We start from the raw sequence: 16,521 nt of genomic DNA, 5'->3' as shown, positions 1-16,521 counted from the left end.
TGAGCACAATTTACAGCAGACTTTCATATGGGACGGGAACCGCGTTGACTGGCTGCGGTGTCTCTGCAAAGGCCCATGCCGAAATAACTAAAGAGGTATCGTGGATGCTGGCCGACAAAATGGCGGGACTCGGTTTAAGTGACTGGGCGATTATTGTCGGTATCGCATGCACCGTTATCACCTGTGGCGTGAACTGGTATTACCGACGAAAAGAGCGGGAGGATCGGCTTAATGGTTATGTCAACAAAGCTGAGGAATAGCGTTATTGCAGCAGTTCCAGCAGGAGCTATCGCAATTGCCGCGGCGCTGATTACTGGACCAAGCGGTAATGATGGGCTGGAAGGCGTCCGATACGCTCCCTATCAGGATGTCGTTGGCGTCTGGACAGTATGCTGGGGCCATACTGGCAAAGACATTATCCTCGGCAAGACCTACACCAAAGCAGAATGTCAGGCGCTGCTCGATAAAGACCTGAACGCCGTCGCGCGCCAGATTACCCCATACATCAAGGTTCCAATCCCTGAGACAACTCAAGGCGCGCTTTACTCATTCATTTACAACGTTGGCGCTGGCAACTTCAAAACATCCACACTGTTACGCAAAATCAACCAGGGTGATACCAAAGGTGCATGTGATCAACTGCGTGCTTGGATTTACGCCGGGAAGAAGAAGTGGGTGGGGCTGGCGACCCGCCGCGAAATTGAGCGAGAGGTCTGCCTGTGGGGGGAGAAGCCGCAAAAGCTGGATGATGGATTCGGGCCACTTAACCCGGGCATTCCTGTATCAATACCGGGGGTGTTCTGATGGAAAAGATTATCGGGATTGTCGGCGCTGTCGCTCTTGCGTTGTTGATCGGCCTCGGTCTGCTGGCGAACCATTACCGCGATAACTCCATCACCTACAAAGATCAGCGGGACGCGGCAACTGAAAAGCTGAGCCTGGCGAACGCCACCATCACCGACATGCAGGTGCGTCAGCGCGAAGTCACCGCGCTCGATGAGAAATACACGAAGGAATTAGCCAATGCGAAAGCTGGAAATGATGCTCTGCAGCGCAAGCTTGATAATGGTGGTCGGGTGCTCGTCAAAGGCAAGTGTCCGGTGCCAGCCACAACCAAAACCGCCAGCGCCACCGGCATGGGCAATGATGCCGCCATCGAACTCGCTGACACTGCTGGACGCAACGTTCTCGGTATCCGATCCGGAATCATCAGTGACCAAACAGCACTGAGAGTCTTGCAGGAATACATCAACACTCAGTGTGTGAAATAGTATGCACATTGACGATTACGTCAATAAATACATCGTTTTACAATTATTTATTGCTGTGTTTTACTGATTTCTCACCCATTGAGGAGTCGAAAAATGCAACAATCTAAGTTAGCTGTTTATTTGGACCTCACAGACGATCAACTTGATGAAATGGGACTGGATGAGGATGACGTCCATGAAGACACTGGCAACTCAGGTGACATGACCTACTCATATTACTTCAATGTGCCGGAAGGGACTCCAGAAGACATCCTTCAGGAGAAAGCCTGGAACGTTGGCGATCGCGTAGAAATACCAGTATGGATACTCGATGAATCCGAAGGTCCTGAAGAAGATTAAATATTACCGCCTTCGGGCGGTTTTTTATTGCCATCACCATGGGTAGAACCATCGTAATGGCAATGACTTTATACTCGTTCACTCCTGTGAGTTGAAGTTGAACCTCGTACCTCTTTCAATAGAATAATTGCATGAGTTGAAAACTAGCTTAACGCATTCCAATCTATTGAGTTAAAGAACTTATCAACATCACCTTTTGAAAGGTTGTTAAGTTGATCTCGTATGAAGCCTTGTATTCTAGCGAGACTCAAGGATTTGTGTGGGGCAGTTGTGCCGTTTGGGTAGGTGATAGTAACGCTATAAATAACATTCCGATCAAACACGGGCTTTTCGTCATCCTTGAGGTTTGGATCGCAATCTGCATCACGTCGTATTTTAATGTCGTGCTTGTCAGAACCCATCCCAGCAGAGCCATATTCTTCGATAAATGGTGAATCTAAATTATTCATTTTATTTTCCTTAAGGTCTCACAATGGCACTCACCGACAAACAAGATATGTTCTGTCGCGAGTACCTCATCGATTTAAACGCCACGCAGGCGGCTATTCGGGCGGGGTACAGCTTTAAAACTGCGAACCGCATCGCCGCCCAGAACTTGTCAAAACTTGACATCCAAAACAGAATCGCCGAACTGAAAACGAAGCGCAACGAAGTTGTTGGTATTGATGCTGATTATGTGCTGCGGCGCTTGGTTGAAATCGACCAGATGGATGTTCTGGACATCCTTAACGATGATGGCAGCCTGAAGGTGATTAGCCTATGGCCCAAGTCGTGGCGAACGACGCTCACCGGGCTTGATATCAGCACGACCATTCAGAACTTCGATGAAGAGACGGCTGAGACCATCCTCAAGAAGATTAAGTGGCCAGATAAGGTGAAAAACCTCGAGTTGCTGGGCAAACACGTCCGCGTGCAGGCATTCAAAGAACAGGTTGAGCAGAAAGTCACGGCAACCCACAGCATCATGCCGGTCCCGTCCTGCGATAACGTAGACGACTGGGAAGCGGCAGCACAGAAGCAGCAGAGCGGGGTTCTTGGTGGATGAATTACAAAGCCGTCTGGAAACCTTTGCCGGGATCGCAATCGCTCTCCCTGAGCTGCCCGTGTAACGAAATCCTCTATGAGGGGACGCGCGGACCAGGTAAAACCGCTGCGCAGTTGGCGCGCTTCCGGCGTCTGGTCGGCTTAGGATATGGTTCGTTCTGGCGTGGCGTGATATTCGATACCGAGTATAAGAACCTCACCGACATCATCACCCAGTCGAAGCGTATGTACCGCCTGTTTAACGACGGTGCGCGCTATCTGGCGTCAGCATCTGAGTTGCGTTGGGTGTGGCCTACCGGCGAAGAGCTGCTGTTCCGCTTCGGCAAGGAAGAGGGCGATTACTGGGACTACCACGGTCAGGAATTCCCGTTCATCGGATTTAACGAGCTGACCAAACAGCAGTCGGGTGAGTTCTACGAAATGATGTTCTCCTGCCGGCGCTCATCGTTCCGGCCGGAAAACTACCCGCTGGAGGATGGCTCGCTACTTAAGCCGATCCCCCTGGAGACATTCAGCACCACAAACCCTTTTGGCATCGGTCACACTTGGGTGAAGAAGCGCTTCATCGAGCCAGCACCGCGCGGCACCATCATTCGCGAAACGCAGAAGGTGTTTAACCCGCAGACCGAACGGGAAGAGGACGTAACGCTTACCCGTGTGGCGATTCATGGCTCGTTCAAAGAGAACCCGTATCTGGATCCGCAGTACATTGCGACGCTGATGGCTATCAAGGATCCCAACCGGCGCAAAGCATGGGTGGAAGGTTCCTGGGATGTCACCAGTGGTGGGCGCTTTGACCACCTTTGGAATGCAGCACTCCACGTCATTAAGCCGTTCCGTATCCCGGATAGTTGGACTGTTGACCGCTCCCATGACTGGGGGGAGTCGAAGCCATTCTCCAACCTCTGGTGGGCGCGTGCCGACGGAACCGCCGCAGAACTCTCTGATGGTCGTCAGTTCTGCCCGCCTGCTGGGTCGTTGATCCTGATTGGTGAGTGGTATGGCTGCCCACCTGATGAGCTCAACAAAGGCCTGAACATGTCATCCACCAACGTTGCTAAGGGTGTGGCCTGGGTGGATAAGCGGCTGGTGGGCGAAGAACTGTCTGAACCTGAAGAGATAAAACTCAACGGGGTAACGCAGGGGCAACTGAATATCATGCCCGGAATCTGCAAGAAGGTTGTTCCAGGTCCTGCTGACGGTGCTATCTATAACACCGGCGATGACGAACTTTCCATTGCCCAGAAGATGGAATCCCAGGGAGTTAAGTGGGTTCCATCCAACAAGAAGCCGGGATCGCGCGTGAACGGCGCGGCCCTGTTTGCTGACATGCTCGAGGCTGTCATTGAAGGTAAAAAGCTGGAATCGGGTATCCCTGAGAAGCCAGCATTCTACGTGTTCGACTACTGCCGGGGGTGGATAAGCCGAGTGCCGGTTCTCGTTCGCGACAGTAAGAACCCTGATGACGTCGATACCCAGCAGGAAGACCACGACTGGGATGGTACTCGTTACGCCGTGCTGCACAATCCCCCTAAACCTGCATACTCAATCACCATGGATACCACATTCTGATATGGCAAATGACGACATCACCTGGGTTCGACCAGAACACCGGGCGGCTTCAGCTGCCTGGAGGAAATACAGGGACTTCTGCAAAGGAGCTGAGGCCGTAAAAGCGGCGGGTAATAAATATCTGCCGTATCTCGACCCAACCGATAAATCCACGCGCAACCGTAAACGTAATGAGGACTATCTGAGCCGCGCGGTGTTCTATGCCATTGCCGGCAATACGAAGATCGGCATGCTTGGCATGACGTATCGAAAGGATCCCACCTTTAACGGCCCGGAGAAGCTCAAATATCTGTTAGACAATGCTGACGGGGCCGGCACCAGTATTTACCAGCAGTCGCAGCTGGTGACCGAGAACGTGCTGGAGGTTGCGCGAGAGGGCATTTACGTCGATTACGCTGAAGCCTCCGATGAGGCGATCATCCTCCGCTATCCGGCAGAGAACATCATCAACTGGAGAACAAAGCGTATTAACGGACGCGATCAGCTGGTGTTGGTGGTCCTGCGCGAATGCGTAGAAGAGCCGGATGGTTACGCTTTCAAGGATGAAATCCAGTACCGCGAGCTGGCGCTGGAAGAAGGGCGGTTCATATGCCGCGTATGGCGCCGGGCAGGTGGCACAGCAAGCGGAACCTACACCGTCGACAGCGAATATCATCCTAAACCCAAAGGAAAGGACTACTGGGATGAAATTCCGTTTACCTTTGTCGGCGCCCAGAACAACGATCCCACTATCGATGACTCTCCGCTGGCTGCGCTGGTGGAAATAAACCACGGTCATTACCGTAACAGTGCTGACTATGAAGACAGCGTGTGGTTCTGTGGCCAGGTGCAGCCGTATATGACCGGGCTAGATACCAACTGGCGCGACCACCTCGAGAAGAAGGGCGTGAAAATTGGTTCCCGATCACCGCTTTTGCTTCCCAAAGAAGGCTCGTTTGGTTACGCCCAGGCGCAGCCCAACATGCTGGCTAAAGAGGCCATGGACAGCAAGCGCGACTACATGGTGCAGCTGGGCGCCCGGCTGATTGAGCAGAACGCCACGGCGAAGACGGCAACCCAGGCGAGCGGTGAACAGAGCGCATCAACGTCGGTGCTCGGTATCTGCGTTTCAAACGTATCAGAGGCTTATACACTGGCGCTGGGCTGGTGCGCAAAATATCTGGGAATTAAAGGCGATGAGCCAGCCTACACCATCAACCAGGAATTCATCGCGAAGGTTGCCGAGTCTGGCATGGTAACCGCTATTGTGAATGCCTGGCAGTCCGGCGCGCTGCGCGATACCGATATGATTCGAGCATTACAGAAGCTCGATCTCATTGACCCGGCCGACAGTCCGGACGAGGTTATTGATGCGCTTCGCAATCAGGCCCCCACGCTGACCGGGGGCTGATATGGCAACCGCAAACGAAAGCCTGCGCGATGAGTCGATCGCACATTCCGTCTGGTTAAGCCGCTATGCAACAGGCGTGGCAAACCGGATGGTGAAGTTGCTCAACGAGACGGACGCAGACCTGTCGGCACGTCTACTGGATGCGCTGGACAGATTGCCTCCTGAGAGCTTCACCGTTAGCCGTCTGCAGAGTTTACTGGGCAGCGTGCGTGAGCTTAACCATCAGGCCGTAGCGTCCATGCAGGCAGGGCTCGAGAGTGAGCTGGTGGCGCTGGCAAAGAACGAAGCCAGTTATCAGCTGAGCCTGTTCGATTCCCTTCTGCCATCACAGGTCCTGTCTCACTATCCTCTGCAGGGCATCACCTCCGATATGGTGTATGCCGCGGCTATGGCACAGCCCTTTCAGGGGAGGCTGCTGAGTGAGTGGGCGGAGAATCTGGAATCGGACAGGCTTGCGCGTATCGTGAACGCCGTCCGCAGGGGGTATCTTGCCGGCGACACGGCAGAAACAATCGCGCGCAGTGTTCGTGGCCACGCCAACAAAGATTATCGCGACGGCGCGCTGCAGATGAGCAGGGCAAACGCCGCCAGCATCGCTAAAACAGCCGTGAATCATCTGGCTGCCACAGCACGCAACAGCTTCACCAGTGCCAACAGCGATATCGTAAAAGGTAAGCAGTGGCTGTCCACACTGGACAATAAAACCAGCCACGACTGCATTATTCGTGACCTGCTGCGCTACACCCTGGATAACAAACCGGTCGGGCATAAGGTGCCTTACCTACAGGGACCCGGGAAGATTCATTTCTGTTGTCGTTCTACTGAAACCCTGATTCTCAAGTCGTGGCGCGAACTCGGCATCGATATCGACGAGATGGACGAGGGGACTCGTGCCAGCATGGATGGACAGGTACCGGGGAAAACATCATATCTGGAATGGCTCGCGCGCCAGCCGGCACAACGCCAGGATCAGGTTCTGGGTCCCGAGCGTGGCCGTTTGTTCCGCGCGGGTGAAATCGACCTGGCTGATATGTTCACTGACAAAGGCGAATGGATCAGCCTGGAACGTCTGAAGCAGCTCTCAGGCACAGACAACTAACAATCACATCTTACTCCACGCCCTGGCATCCGCCGGGGCTTTTTTATGGGCGAGGCCCGGCAAAATCCCGAGGGGAAATTATGTTAATTCGAAACATGCTTCTGAAATATTACGCACCTGAAAGCGGCGGTGAGGGCGGCGGCGGTGGTGGTATCGAAATCACTCCTGAAATCCAGAAGCTGATTGATGAGCGCGTGACCAGCGAAGTCACTGGACTCAAAACGAAAAATAGCGAACTGCTGGGCACCATTAAACAGCAGAAAGAAAACCTGTCCCGATTTGAAGGTATCGATCCAGACGCGGTGCGCGGCATCTTGCAGCGTTTTTCTGACGACGAAGAGGCGAAGCTTATCGCCGCCGGAAAAATTGATGAGGTGCTCGATAAGCGCACCGAGCGCCTGCGTGCTGATGTCGATAAGCAGATTAAAGCCGCAAATGAACGCGCGGACAAAGCTGAAGCGTTCTCCAACAAATTCCGGGACCGCGTCCTGGGTGATGCAATCCGAGCTGCAGCTGCGAAGACAGGCGCGCTGCCGGAAGCATCCGACGATCTGATCCTACGTGCCAAAGGCACATTCCAGCTCAACGACGAAGGCGAGGCCGTAGCAGTTGATGCAAATGGCGATGTTCTGTTCGGCAAAGACGGCAAAACCCCACTTAGCCCGCTTGAGTGGGCGGAGTCACTCAAGGAGACGGCTCCGCACCTGTTCCCTCGTGCTGAAGGTACTGGCGCTGGTGGACACAAACCGGGGAACGGCGGAGGTAGCCTGAAACGTTCCGAAATGAGCGCCAGCAATAAAGCGGAGTACATCCGCAAGCACGGCCAGCAGGCCTATCTCAAATTGCCTAAGTAAGGATTAATCCATGCCTACAACTGTAAACACCGACCTGATTATCTATGATGACCTCGCGCAAACTGCATTTCTTGAGCGCCGCCAGGATAATCTGGAGGTATTCAACGCCGCCTCTAATGGCGCAATCATTCTCGATAACGAACTGATTGAAGGTGATCTCCGCAAACGTGCTTTCTATAAAGTTGGCGGCTCTATCGAATCTCGCGACGTTAATTCCACTGACCCGGTAACGGGTAAAAAAATCGGTGCCGGTGAGTCTGTCAGCATCAAAGCACCGTGGAAATACGGCCCGTATGAAACCACTGAAGAGGCGTTTAAACGCCGTGGGCGTTCTGTCGATGAATTCTCTGAAGTGGTCGGCGTCGATGTTGCTGATGCCACGCTGGAAGGCTACATCAAATATGCTCTTCAGGGGCTGATTGCTGCCATTGGTGCGAACGCCGACATGACCGTTACCGCCGACATTGCCACTGACGGCAAAAAAACGCTGACTCGCGGGCTGCGTACTTATGGCGATAAGTTCAACCGCGTCTCCCTGTTCGTCATGCACTCCACCACCTACTTTGACATTGTTGATCAGGCCATCGACAACAAAATCTACGAAGAAGCGGGCGTGGTGGTGTACGGCGGTCAGCCTGGTACGCTGGGTAAACCGGTTCTGGTGACCGACACTATGCCAGTTGATGCGATTCTGGGGCTGGTGGCCGGTGCAGTGTCCGTAACTGAATCACAGGCTCCGGGCTTTCGTTCCTACGACATCAACGACCAGGAGAACCTTGCAATCGGCTATCGTGCAGAAGGCACGGTCAACGTTGAGTTGCTGGGTTATAGCTGGGATGAAACGAAGGGCGTCAACCCTGACTTGACAAAAATCGGCACTGGTGCGAACTGGAAGAAACACTTCACCAGCAACAAATCTACGGCTGGCGTGCTGATCAAGCTGGCGGCCGCAGCGGGGGAGTAACGCTGTCAGCGGATAAAACCTCCGCAACTGCTGACAGCACCGATGCGGTCACCGTTTCTCTCAAATACACCCTGAATGGCTCCGGCGTTTCCGGCAAAACTGTCGCGTGGACATCCACGGGCGGCTCGCTGAGCGTTGCCAGCTCACAGACAGGCTCTGCTGGTGGTGCAACGGTGAAACTCACGTCAGACGCGGCTGGCACCTTCACGGTAACCGGCACGGTTGACGGTGTGGCGAAAACCACTGAAGAGATCACCTTCACTGCGCCTTCCGGTGAATAACGCATGGGGCAAAAGCCCCATAAACTGGATGATTCGATGATCAATACCGATATCACTTCCCAGGATGCCAACAGCTATGCCACTGAAGCCGAATTAATAGCTTTCGGCGCGCTACGTGGCATAGAGTTGCCGGACAGCCTTATACCTCTGCTGATTAAAGCGATGGACTACCTGGAAGGGCTGGACTGGGTTGGCTCAAAAGCTGATCCGAGACAGACTCTGGCATGGCCACGCGTGAATGTCGTTCTGGATGAACATGATTTCCCGCCGGATGAAGTTCCGCGCCAGGTAATAACCGCGCAGTGCATGCTGGCAGTAGAGGCAATCGACGGCGATTTACTCTCCAGCGTGCGCGAGGCTGCTGTGAAAACTGAACGCGTGGAAGGTGCTGTCACCATGACCTATGCGGTCGCAGATGGTGAAGTCTTCACGCCGTCTTATCCTGCTGTCATGGCGCTGCTGGGCGACTTCGCTGGTGGTCGTGGTTACTCCATCAATGCATTTGTAGAGAGGGCCTGATATGGCGTTTGATTACCAACGTATGCAGGCCAGAACAACCCGCATGCTCAGGCAGAGCGGCTCGACGTACAACGTCACTCGCAAGGGCTCAGTAAAAGTAGTCGGCGGCATTGAGCATAAAACTGATGCGGTACAGTTCTTCGCGGTGGGCGTGAAGACCGAATATGCGCCGGGCGAAATTGATGGAACGGTCATCGTTAACGGCGATGTGCAGATTATTTTTACGGCAGAGCAGGAAATTAAAATCGGTGACCTGGTGGATATCGACGGCATACTACACCGCGTTATCAAACCGAATCCGGCAAAACCTGCCTCCCTGGTACTCTGCTATAAAGCGCAGTTGAGGGCTTAGTATGGGAGAGAACGCCGCATTTATGGCTGAAATCACGGCATTCGTGAATAAGGCCAAAGTCAGTCAGGAAGCCGTGGTGCGTGCTGCTGGTATCAAAATACTCAATCAGTTGGTGATGATGTCACCTGTCGGCAACCCGGAACTGTGGGAAGTGAACCAGACGGCCGTTGCCTATAACAAAGCCGTTTACGACTACAATCAGACACAGTTAATGGATCCGGCAAATCGCACTAAAACTGGACGACTGAAGAAGAAAGCGCGCGTAAGCGACAGCATGGAAATCAATGCTCCGGCAGGCTACACTGGCGGGCGTTTTCGCGGTAACTGGCAGGTATCTTTTGATGCACCTACAACAGACGAAACCGGGCGAATAGATAAGACAGGCGACCTGACAAAAGCAGCGGGCAACTATACGCTGTCACTGTTCAAGGTTGGTATGAAATCCATCTACTTCTGCAACAACGTCCCGTACGCATACCCACTTGAAATGGGGTACTCCGCGCAGGCACCCGGTGGGATGGTGCGGATCACCGCAGCAGAATTCCAGCGCTTCTTTGAAGAGGCTGTCAGGGAGGTGCCGAAGTGATTCCTGATATTGCGTCGGCAATGGCCGCCAGGCTGGGAAATTGGGCAGATGCAGCGAACATCACCGTCGCGTGGGAAAATATCGAATTCACGCCGCCGGCTACCGGAATTTATCTGGTGGTTCACGATATGCCCGCAACGCCCAGGACTCTGGATCTTGGCCTGAATTGCCGGACTTATTCCGGGGTGTACCAGGTTAATGTTGTGACCCCTGCCGGAACCGGGCGATCGGACGCTGTAGCGCTGGCGCGTCAGGTTGCAGCGCTATTTCCAGAAGGGCAGGAACTGCAGGGCGATGGCTTTACCTGCTGGATCACCAGCACGCCCGTAATCTTTCGCGGTATCCCGACCGCTGTTTCCTACTCCATCCCCGTCAGCCTGAACTATCAGGCTGATATCGTCAGCTAATCGCTTTTATGTCACCGATATGACCCGTCGCCTGACGGGTTTTTTATTACCTAAATTCAGGAGAATGCAATGGCATTTGCAATTCCCAATGGGTCGCGTGTAAACGTGGCCAAGGCCTATCTTGCGCCGATTATATTCACAGCGGCATCCAATGCGACCGAGTGCGAACTGACTGTTGCGTCGGCAGATGGTATTGCCGCCGGGGATGTTATTCAGGTTAACTCAGGCTGGCTGAGGCTCGATAACATGGTGTTGCGGGTTAAATCAGTGAGCGGCACTAAAGTTGTCCTGGAAGGGTTTAATACCTCAGACACGAATAAATTCACGGCGGGGACCGGTGCTGGCACGCTACGTAAAATCGACTCATGGATCACTATGCCACAGGTGATGACACTATCTACTGAGGGCGGTGACCAGCAAACGATCAGTGTGCAGTTTCTGGAGGATGATAAGGCTCGTACCATTCCGACGTTTAAAAACGCCGTTGTGCAGGTTTATTCGTTTGCGCATGATCCGCTACTGGCTATCTACGCGCGACTGATTGAACTGGACGAGTCGAGCGATACCACCGCCATCTGGTTCCATAACCCGCGTGGCAAGGCCGATCGTTTCTACTCTGCCAAGGTGTCATTCCAGAAGGTTCCAAAGACCGAAATCAACGCCGTGGAAAGTAATGAAGCGCGAATGAACTTTGAGTCGGATATGCAGATTTACCCGATTGCTGATTCTTCCGCTTCGCCGCTGGCTTTCCTGTCCGACTTACCTGCGTCAATGGATGTCGCGACGGGCGATGCGCTGGATCTTGCGGTAGTCATGCAGGGTGGTTCCGCGCCATACACCTATGTATGGAAGAAGGGGACCACAGTACTTTCTGGGAAAACGTCTTCGGCGTTTAACATTCCTTCCGTTGCATCCGTTGATGCTGGATCTTATACCTGCGAAGTCACAGACGCTGCGGGCAAGACCATCACCTCTGGGGCATGCGCCGTCACTGTCAGTTAATCAAATAGCCCGGTTCGCCGGGCTCTTTTGTTGAAGAGTACCGCTGGCGAATTTTCTGTATTCGTAATCCCCGCCTTATCAAACTGCGCCTTCACACGCGCTCTCTTAACCAAGAACCTTTCAGAAAGCGATCCTGAGAACTGCCGTTAGTGCCGGTGGGCCTCTTGGGGCGGCTTTTCTGTGTGAACAGGTTCGCTTTTTAAAAGGTACACATCATGACTTATCCAACCGTGTCAGTTAATGGCGTTTCCGTTCGTGTTGATGACGAAGGGCGCTACAACCTCAATGATCTTCACGCTGCCGCAGTGGCTGAAGGCAAAGCCACGGAATCACAGAGGCCAAGTAACTTTATCAAAAGTGGGCAAATTAAAAAATTTGCGCAAGAACTGATCAAAGCTACAAAAATAGCTTCGGTCAAGATTATCAAAGGTGGTGCTCAGCCTGGTATATGGGGGGTTAGAACTGGTGGCGATTCGCTATGCCGCATGGCTTAGTGTTGAATTCGAAATAAAAGTGTACCAAACCTTTCAGATGGTGATCCGAAACGGCATCAGTGCCATGTCCCGCCTGAACAAAATCGACCACATCATCAATACCGAAACCAAACAGATCAGCCAGTGCGCCAGCCAAATGGCCCGGTGGGGGAGTGGTGGTCGCAAACAACTATTGTATACAGCACGGGAACGCGTCGCTGACGAAGTTCAGATGTATCTGCCTGGCATTAACTAAGACCCGCTCCAGCGGGTTTCTTTTTTTCTAAGGAACCGAAATGACTAAATTTTCTCTGATCCCAAACCCAACTTTTTCCGCTACTGCCAGTATCCCACGTGCCGGTGCTGAAGATGGTCAGCTGTCGTTCACTTTTCGCCATAAAACACTCGAAGAATTGAGCGAGATGGATGCCGAATTGCATAAAAAAGCAGACGGTAAAAAGAACATTGTCGAGCCTCAGGCTGATTATCTGATGGAAATCGCGGAAGGTTGGGCGCTGCCTGACGAGTTCACGCGTGAAAACGTGATTGTTCTCCTCAAAAATTACCCACGCGCTTTCGATAGTATTGGCATGGCCTATACGAAAGAGTTGATGGGCTTTCGCGAAAAAAACTGAGGCAGGTCGCCGCAGCGATGTATACGCCGGGACCGACTCTCGAGGAGTTAGCCGCTTTTGGTTTAACGCCTGAGGACGTAGAGGAAAAGGTGGGGATCCTGCCGTCGGTATGGAAAGCCTTCACCATCTTCTCCGCGCTGGCGACCCAATGGCGAGTTGGCGCGAGCGGGGCAACCGGCCTTGATTACAACGTCCTCCCCTGGATGTTCCAGATACATGGGGTAGAGGATGCGGCGGCCTGTATGGCTGACCTTCAAATCATGGAAAGCGAAGCACTCAAGGTTATGCATAAAGAGAGGCCGCAATGAGTAACGATATCGCCACTATTTCTCTTCGCGTTAATACCGGTGATCTGGAGCGTGGAAATCAGGCGCTGGATAAGTTTCAGGACACCGCAGCGGCGGCCGCAGGTAAAGCAGATGATCTGAACAGCAGCTTTAAGGCTGGCGCCAGTACTCAAAAGCAGAATACCGAAAGTCTGAAGCAACAACGGCAGGAACTACAAAACCTGCTCAATAAGATCAGCCCGGTCAACAAAGCTTTGGATGAACTGGATACCATCCAGGCAAACCTTGCGAAATTTCGGGGTAAAGGGCTGGTGGGCGATGAGGATTACACTCGCTACAACAGCGTGCTGGAGACGACTCGCTCAAAACTGGCGCAGGTCATGGAGTCCGAGACCGCAGAGGGCAGGGCACGAATTGAACAGGCTCTGGCTACGCAACGTGCCGCTGCCGCTGGTAAAAGTTTTATCGCTTCACTGGAAGAACAAGCCTCGGCAATCGGTAAAACCCGCACCGAAATGCTGGAACTGAAAGCGGCGCAATTGGGGGTATCTCAACAAGCCGCGCCAATGCTGGCGAAACTCAAAGAACAGGAAAAGGCCTGGCAAAGCGGTGCAACCAGCGCAGGGCAATACCGTAACGCTATGCGTATGCTACCGGCACAGCTAACGGATATAGCGACGCAGCTGGCTGGTGGTCAGTCTCCGTTCCTGATCCTGCTCCAGCAGGGTGGGCAGATTAAAGACCAGTTCGGCTCGGTGCAGGGTGCCTTGTCGGGGGTGGGCGAATACATTCGCAGCATGACCGGCATGATTAGCCCGACCACCATAGCCCTTGGCGGTCTGATTGGTACGATCGGCCTGCTGGCTGCCGCTGCGTACAGTTCATCAGAGCAGTTCGACCAGGTTGCCCGTTCCGTCATCATGATGGGAGGCGCTGGTTTCTCCTCAATGCAGCAGCTCAACCAGGCTGCCGAAGAAGTGGCCGGCAGGACCAACACCTCGATCAGTTCCACCGTCGATACACTGGTATCGCTGAATGATACTGGCAAATATACCGCCAGCCAGATGAAGCAGATCGCCACTTCCATCACACTGATGGGCAAGGCGGGCAGTGACACCAAAGCTGCAATGTCCGACTTTGGCAAGATTGTGAGCGACCCGGTAAAAGGCCTAGCGAGCCTGAATGAGCACTTAGGCTTTGTTGATGAAGCCATGATGAAGCACATCATTCAACTGCGTAAGCAGAAGGGGGAAGAGGCTGCGGTAGCTGAGGCCATTCAGCTTTACGCTGATGTTATGGGCAAGCGTGCTGAAGAAACGAACAAGGCTACTGATAACATCGGCAGAGTCTGGGATACGCTGAAAAAAAGTGCATCCGACAATTTTAGAGACATTGGCATTACCGTCCGCGCTTGGGGGAATCAGGTTATTGATATCTTTAACCTGGTAGAAGCATCGATAAAAGACCTGTTTTTGAATATCACCTCCCTGGATGCCAAGTTCACAGGTACTGTTGCAGGTTGGGCAGAAAAGATACCTGGCGGTGGTGCGTTGGCTAATTTCCTCGGCATGGATGTCGAGGCAATGAAAAAGGCAGGGGTGGAAGCTGACAAAGAGATCGCAGCGAATAAAAAACGCTACGATGAACTCTGGAAGCGGGTCACGGCGCCGAACGCTCAGGCCAATTATGAGGCTGAAGCAAGGGGCGCAGGTATCGCCGGCGATGGCGGCACCAGCCGAGAATCGAAAAATGCGGTATCGAAACTGGCAGAGGACGCATCCAAAAAGGGCAAAGCAATTACAGTGGATGCCGGTGATCGCACTCTGGAAAACTACCGTGCGCAGGCCAGAACATTAACGGAAACCCTCGAAACCCTGCGGCTGACCGGCGAAACTCACGCCAAAAACACTGAACTCTGCAAGCAGCAGTCGCGCTTTGCTGAATTGGACGAGGCCGCCAAAACCCGAGCCCTCACCGCGCAGGAGAAGTCACTCCTGTCGAGCCGCGAGGCGATTCTGAATGCCGCTAAGGTTGTTGACCAAAAGAATAAGGAAGTCGAGGCCCAGCAGAAGATTAACGGGCTGGCACAGCAGGCGAACAAGTACGTCACACAGATGGCGGAAAAGACCGACGCCTTGCGTGACAGCGCAGGTCTAAGTGGTCGCCAAACGCAGCGACTAATGGAAGAAGCCCAACTTCGTCAAGGCTGGCTTAATGGTGGCGGCAAGCTTGAAGATGCTGGTTATGAAAAAGAGCTGGCAGCGCTTCGCAATTACTACGCCGAAGAGGATAAGCTGCGCGGCGACTGGAAAGCTGGTGCTGTAAGCGGATGGAATGAGTATCTGGACGCCGCCACTAATACTTACGATGCCGTGAAAAACGTTGCCAGTTCCACGCTAACAGGTCTAAGCGACATGCTTACCGAACTTATGACAACCGGCAAAGCATCGGTTAAAGAGTTCGGCAAGTCGATGCTCAAGATGATCCTTGAAGTAACTAACCGCCTCATGGTTGCTTATGCAGTGCAGGCTTCTATGGGTTGGATAAACGGTGGCAGCAAAGGCGGGAACACCCCTGGGGGATCATATGCGAACGCTGCTGCTGGCGTCACCTTCAATGCTAAAGGTGGTGTTTATGACTCGCCCGGCCTCAGCCAGTATGTGAACGGTGTCTACGATTCCCCTCAATATTTTGCATTCCAAGGCGCTGCCAGGTTTGCCAAAGGTGGTGTGTTCGGTGAGGCGGGGCCTGAGGCCATCATGCCACTGACGAGAGATTCTGCTGGGCGGTTAGGTGTGCGAGCCCAAGGCGGTGGAGGAGCACAACCTCAGGTCAACATTGACATTTACGTCGATAATAAGGGCAACTCATCATCAACAACTTCTGGTGATGGGAGTGATGCAGCAAGGGCGTTAGGAAAGGAAATAGAGGCCAAGGTGACTGAGGTCTTAGTGAGGGCAGCTCGAAGTGACGGTTTCTTGGGTAAGACATTCCAATCCAAATAAGGGGTTTGAGATAGTAATTTCAACCGTACCTGGTTACACCGATGCATCCCCTGGTTAATATTATGAAAACCATACTGATCAGGGGATGATGATGCGCTTATCATGGGCTGTTACTTTTCTTATAGTTATTGGGTTGAGCGGTTGCAAAAACTTAACCGACTTGAGGGCAAAGACACCTGATCTTACCCTTGAATCAAGCAAACCAGCGGAAGAGGTGGCCGAGTGCTTGCTTTTTAAATGGCAATCTCAAAAGCTCCTAGATGGCAGCCCTATAAATACGTATATGCAGCCATATCCGGGAGGTAAGACCGTTTATACCGAAAACTACACTGCTGCCGCTGATATCAGCAAAAATGATTCTGGATCAGTTGTCAGGCTTTATCTGCCAAGCTGGTATATCAGGGATACCTTTAAAGCGATCACTAATAGCTGCATTTGACA

General features: G+C 53.0%; 21 protein-coding genes and 1 pseudogene. 21 read left to right on the top strand and 1 reads right to left on the bottom strand.

Going from position 1 to position 16,521, the window contains the following annotated elements:
* The 4 genes from RDN66_RS15815 to RDN66_RS15800 all read left to right on the top strand — a co-directional run.
* A partial coding sequence (locus tag RDN66_RS15815; RefSeq protein ID WP_308538002.1) for an HP1 family phage holin occupies nucleotides 1–260 on the top strand: 260 nt, incomplete at its 5' end.
* Entirely contained in the window at nucleotides 232–804 is a 573-nt protein-coding gene (locus tag RDN66_RS15810) for a lysozyme (protein WP_308538001.1), read from the top strand. The genes RDN66_RS15815 and RDN66_RS15810, both read left to right, overlap by 29 nt.
* The gene (locus tag RDN66_RS15805; RefSeq protein WP_308538000.1) at nucleotides 804–1,271 is read left to right on the top strand and encodes a lysis protein; all 468 of its coding nucleotides are present in this window, start codon (nucleotides 804–806) and stop codon (nucleotides 1,269–1,271) included. Before RDN66_RS15810 ends, RDN66_RS15805 begins: the two co-directional genes overlap by 1 nt.
* A gap of 93 nt (nucleotides 1,272–1,364) precedes the next feature.
* A complete protein-coding gene (locus RDN66_RS15800) occupies nucleotides 1,365–1,610 on the top strand; it encodes a hypothetical protein (protein ID WP_308537999.1) in 246 nt (81 codons plus the stop codon).
* A gap of 143 nt (nucleotides 1,611–1,753) precedes the next feature.
* Here RDN66_RS15800 and RDN66_RS15795 read toward each other — a convergent pair whose 3' ends face one another.
* Nucleotides 1,754–2,059 carry a hypothetical protein gene (locus RDN66_RS15795; RefSeq protein ID WP_308537998.1) on the bottom strand — a complete coding sequence of 102 codons (306 nt, stop codon included), beginning with the start codon at nucleotides 2,057–2,059 and terminating at the stop codon, nucleotides 1,754–1,756.
* A 23-nt stretch (nucleotides 2,060–2,082) separates the two neighbouring features.
* On the opposite strand from RDN66_RS15795, the gene RDN66_RS15790 reads away from it, so the two are divergent.
* The 17 genes and pseudogenes from RDN66_RS15790 to RDN66_RS15710 all read left to right on the top strand — a co-directional run bounded on the left by RDN66_RS15790 (nucleotide 2,083) and on the right by RDN66_RS15710 (nucleotide 16,519).
* The gene (locus RDN66_RS15790) at nucleotides 2,083–2,655 is read left to right on the top strand and encodes a terminase small subunit (protein ID WP_308537997.1); all 573 of its coding nucleotides are present in this window, start codon (nucleotides 2,083–2,085) and stop codon (nucleotides 2,653–2,655) included.
* The gene (locus RDN66_RS15785) at nucleotides 2,652–4,226 is read left to right on the top strand and encodes a terminase (RefSeq protein WP_308537996.1); all 1,575 of its coding nucleotides are present in this window, start codon (nucleotides 2,652–2,654) and stop codon (nucleotides 4,224–4,226) included. Before RDN66_RS15790 ends, RDN66_RS15785 begins: the two co-directional genes overlap by 4 nt.
* A gap of 1 nt (nucleotide 4,227) precedes the next feature.
* On the top strand, nucleotides 4,228–5,616 hold the full coding sequence (locus RDN66_RS15780; RefSeq protein WP_308537995.1) for a DUF4055 domain-containing protein: 1,389 nt from the start codon (nucleotides 4,228–4,230) through the stop codon (nucleotides 5,614–5,616).
* A gap of 1 nt (nucleotide 5,617) precedes the next feature.
* On the top strand, nucleotides 5,618–6,715 hold the full coding sequence (locus tag RDN66_RS15775; protein WP_308537994.1) for a phage minor head protein: 1,098 nt from the start codon (nucleotides 5,618–5,620) through the stop codon (nucleotides 6,713–6,715).
* Between the two features lie 80 nt (nucleotides 6,716–6,795).
* Nucleotides 6,796–7,569 carry a hypothetical protein gene (locus RDN66_RS15770; protein ID WP_308537993.1) on the top strand — a complete coding sequence of 258 codons (774 nt, stop codon included), beginning with the start codon at nucleotides 6,796–6,798 and terminating at the stop codon, nucleotides 7,567–7,569.
* A 10-nt stretch (nucleotides 7,570–7,579) separates the two neighbouring features.
* The gene (locus tag RDN66_RS15765; RefSeq protein ID WP_270503795.1) at nucleotides 7,580–8,533 is read left to right on the top strand and encodes a major capsid protein; all 954 of its coding nucleotides are present in this window, start codon (nucleotides 7,580–7,582) and stop codon (nucleotides 8,531–8,533) included.
* The gene (locus tag RDN66_RS15760) at nucleotides 8,458–8,814 is read left to right on the top strand and encodes an Ig-like domain-containing protein (RefSeq protein ID WP_308538004.1); all 357 of its coding nucleotides are present in this window, start codon (nucleotides 8,458–8,460) and stop codon (nucleotides 8,812–8,814) included. The genes RDN66_RS15765 and RDN66_RS15760 overlap by 76 nt, the downstream gene beginning before the upstream one ends.
* 36 nt (nucleotides 8,815–8,850) lie before the next feature.
* Nucleotides 8,851–9,333 (top strand): DnaT-like ssDNA-binding protein, encoded by a 483-nt coding sequence (locus tag RDN66_RS15755; protein WP_308537992.1) that lies wholly within the window; start codon nucleotides 8,851–8,853, stop codon nucleotides 9,331–9,333.
* Between the two features lies 1 nt (nucleotide 9,334).
* Nucleotides 9,335–9,685, top strand: a complete 351-nt coding sequence (locus RDN66_RS15750) for a hypothetical protein (RefSeq protein ID WP_308537991.1) — start codon at nucleotides 9,335–9,337, stop codon at nucleotides 9,683–9,685.
* 1 nt (nucleotide 9,686) lies between these two features.
* A complete protein-coding gene (locus RDN66_RS15745; RefSeq protein WP_308537990.1) occupies nucleotides 9,687–10,271 on the top strand; it encodes a hypothetical protein in 585 nt (194 codons plus the stop codon).
* Nucleotides 10,268–10,678, top strand: a complete 411-nt coding sequence (locus RDN66_RS15740) for a DUF4128 domain-containing protein (protein ID WP_308537989.1) — start codon at nucleotides 10,268–10,270, stop codon at nucleotides 10,676–10,678. Before RDN66_RS15745 ends, RDN66_RS15740 begins: the two co-directional genes overlap by 4 nt.
* A 69-nt stretch (nucleotides 10,679–10,747) precedes the next feature.
* Entirely contained in the window at nucleotides 10,748–11,680 is a 933-nt protein-coding gene (locus RDN66_RS15735; RefSeq protein WP_308537988.1) for a phage tail tube protein, read from the top strand.
* A 215-nt stretch (nucleotides 11,681–11,895) separates the two neighbouring features.
* Nucleotides 11,896–12,409: pseudogene (locus RDN66_RS15730) on the top strand (KilA-N domain-containing protein).
* Between the two features lie 40 nt (nucleotides 12,410–12,449).
* Nucleotides 12,450–12,788 carry a phage tail assembly chaperone gene (locus tag RDN66_RS15725; RefSeq protein WP_308537987.1) on the top strand — a complete coding sequence of 113 codons (339 nt, stop codon included), beginning with the start codon at nucleotides 12,450–12,452 and terminating at the stop codon, nucleotides 12,786–12,788.
* Nucleotides 12,789–12,805: 17 nt separating this feature from the next.
* The gene (locus RDN66_RS15720) at nucleotides 12,806–13,096 is read left to right on the top strand and encodes a DUF1799 domain-containing protein (RefSeq protein WP_308537986.1); all 291 of its coding nucleotides are present in this window, start codon (nucleotides 12,806–12,808) and stop codon (nucleotides 13,094–13,096) included.
* The gene (locus RDN66_RS15715; protein WP_308537985.1) at nucleotides 13,093–16,080 is read left to right on the top strand and encodes a phage tail tape measure protein; all 2,988 of its coding nucleotides are present in this window, start codon (nucleotides 13,093–13,095) and stop codon (nucleotides 16,078–16,080) included. Before RDN66_RS15720 ends, RDN66_RS15715 begins: the two co-directional genes overlap by 4 nt.
* Before the next feature lie 85 nt (nucleotides 16,081–16,165).
* Nucleotides 16,166–16,519, top strand: coding sequence for a hypothetical protein (locus RDN66_RS15710; protein ID WP_308537984.1), 354 nt, complete (start codon nucleotides 16,166–16,168; stop codon nucleotides 16,517–16,519).
* Nucleotides 16,520–16,521: the final 2 nt, after the last annotated feature.

The organism is uncultured Kluyvera sp. (genome assembly GCF_902485085.1).
In the GTDB taxonomy this organism is placed as follows: Bacteria; Pseudomonadota; Gammaproteobacteria; order Enterobacterales; family Enterobacteriaceae; genus Kluyvera; species Kluyvera ascorbata.
Note: the sequence above shows the minus strand (reverse complement) of the source record. Positions and strands in the feature narration are given on the sequence as shown.

Bases quoted from the DNA above. Each gene is read 5' to 3' on its own strand.
- RDN66_RS15810 (WP_308538001.1), top strand. From the start codon at position 232: ATGGTTATGTCAACAAAGCTGAGGAATAGCGTTATTGCAGCAGTTCCA.
- RDN66_RS15805 (WP_308538000.1), top strand. From the start codon at position 804: ATGGAAAAGATTATCGGGATTGTCGGCGCTGTCGCTCTTGCGTTGTTG.
- RDN66_RS15800 (WP_308537999.1), top strand. From the start codon at position 1,365: ATGCAACAATCTAAGTTAGCTGTTTATTTGGACCTCACAGACGATCAA.
- RDN66_RS15795 (WP_308537998.1), bottom strand. From the start codon at position 2,059: ATGAATAATTTAGATTCACCATTTATCGAAGAATATGGCTCTGCTGGG.
- RDN66_RS15790 (WP_308537997.1), top strand. From the start codon at position 2,083: ATGGCACTCACCGACAAACAAGATATGTTCTGTCGCGAGTACCTCATC.
- RDN66_RS15785 (WP_308537996.1), top strand. From the start codon at position 2,652: ATGAATTACAAAGCCGTCTGGAAACCTTTGCCGGGATCGCAATCGCTC.
- RDN66_RS15780 (WP_308537995.1), top strand. From the start codon at position 4,228: ATGGCAAATGACGACATCACCTGGGTTCGACCAGAACACCGGGCGGCT.
- RDN66_RS15775 (WP_308537994.1), top strand. From the start codon at position 5,618: ATGGCAACCGCAAACGAAAGCCTGCGCGATGAGTCGATCGCACATTCC.
- RDN66_RS15770 (WP_308537993.1), top strand. From the start codon at position 6,796: ATGTTAATTCGAAACATGCTTCTGAAATATTACGCACCTGAAAGCGGC.
- RDN66_RS15765 (WP_270503795.1), top strand. From the start codon at position 7,580: ATGCCTACAACTGTAAACACCGACCTGATTATCTATGATGACCTCGCG.
- RDN66_RS15755 (WP_308537992.1), top strand. From the start codon at position 8,851: ATGATCAATACCGATATCACTTCCCAGGATGCCAACAGCTATGCCACT.
- RDN66_RS15750 (WP_308537991.1), top strand. From the start codon at position 9,335: ATGGCGTTTGATTACCAACGTATGCAGGCCAGAACAACCCGCATGCTC.
- RDN66_RS15745 (WP_308537990.1), top strand. From the start codon at position 9,687: ATGGGAGAGAACGCCGCATTTATGGCTGAAATCACGGCATTCGTGAAT.
- RDN66_RS15735 (WP_308537988.1), top strand. From the start codon at position 10,748: ATGGCATTTGCAATTCCCAATGGGTCGCGTGTAAACGTGGCCAAGGCC.
- RDN66_RS15725 (WP_308537987.1), top strand. From the start codon at position 12,450: ATGACTAAATTTTCTCTGATCCCAAACCCAACTTTTTCCGCTACTGCC.
- RDN66_RS15720 (WP_308537986.1), top strand. From the start codon at position 12,806: ATGTATACGCCGGGACCGACTCTCGAGGAGTTAGCCGCTTTTGGTTTA.
- RDN66_RS15715 (WP_308537985.1), top strand. From the start codon at position 13,093: ATGAGTAACGATATCGCCACTATTTCTCTTCGCGTTAATACCGGTGAT.
- RDN66_RS15710 (WP_308537984.1), top strand. From the start codon at position 16,166: ATGATGATGCGCTTATCATGGGCTGTTACTTTTCTTATAGTTATTGGG.